Here is a 669-nt window from a genome sequence, read left to right on the forward strand (position 1 = left end):
CGTATCTGATTAGCGCCTCTGCCCGGTGGCCGGAGGCCAACAAGATTCGCTAGACTCAGGGCATGGCCGGGACGCTGACAGAGGGTGATGTGCTGGAGATCATCCGTCAGCAGACCGAGCGATTCGAGCAGTTGGAGGCCGAGAATCACGCGCTCCGTGCCGAAAACACTCGTCTGAAAAAGAAAATTGAGGAGCTGGAGCGCAAGAAGCACAGCAAATATGCTGCGCCGTTCAGCCGCGAGACGCGTAAAGCTGCTCCCCAGCCCCCTGGACGCCGTGTAGGAATGGGAACGTTCACCTACAAGACCCCACCTGAACCTGAACAGGTTCAGGCCGTCATTTCCGTCCCGACTCCCAATACCTGCACCATCTGCGGCTACACGGGTGAACTGGTCTTCAAGCAGATGGACAAGGCCTGGATCACGGACTTGAAAGCTGAGGGAGCCAGACTGATCACCGAATATCTCGTCCCAGTGATGATCTGCCCGGTCTGCGGGCAGAAGGTACGCGGTGAACACGCCCATCTTGCCGCTGATCAGTGTGGAGCGACAGCGCACCGTGACGGTGCGCGTCTCCAGGCCGTCATTCAAACCTTACGTCATGAGCAGGGCATCCCTGAACGACGTCTGCCCCGTGTCCTGGAACTGACCACGGGAATCCGCATCACCC

1 pseudogene is annotated in these 669 nt (G+C 59.0%); it reads left to right on the top strand.

Going from position 1 to position 669, the window contains the following annotated elements:
- Positions 1 to 62: 62 nt before the first annotated feature.
- Positions 63 to 669 (top strand): annotated as a pseudogene (locus BOO71_RS15075) (IS66 family transposase); the annotation flags it as partial.

Source organism: Deinococcus marmoris, assembly GCF_001949125.1.
Classification (GTDB): Bacteria; Deinococcota; Deinococci; order Deinococcales; family Deinococcaceae; genus Deinococcus; species Deinococcus marmoris_A.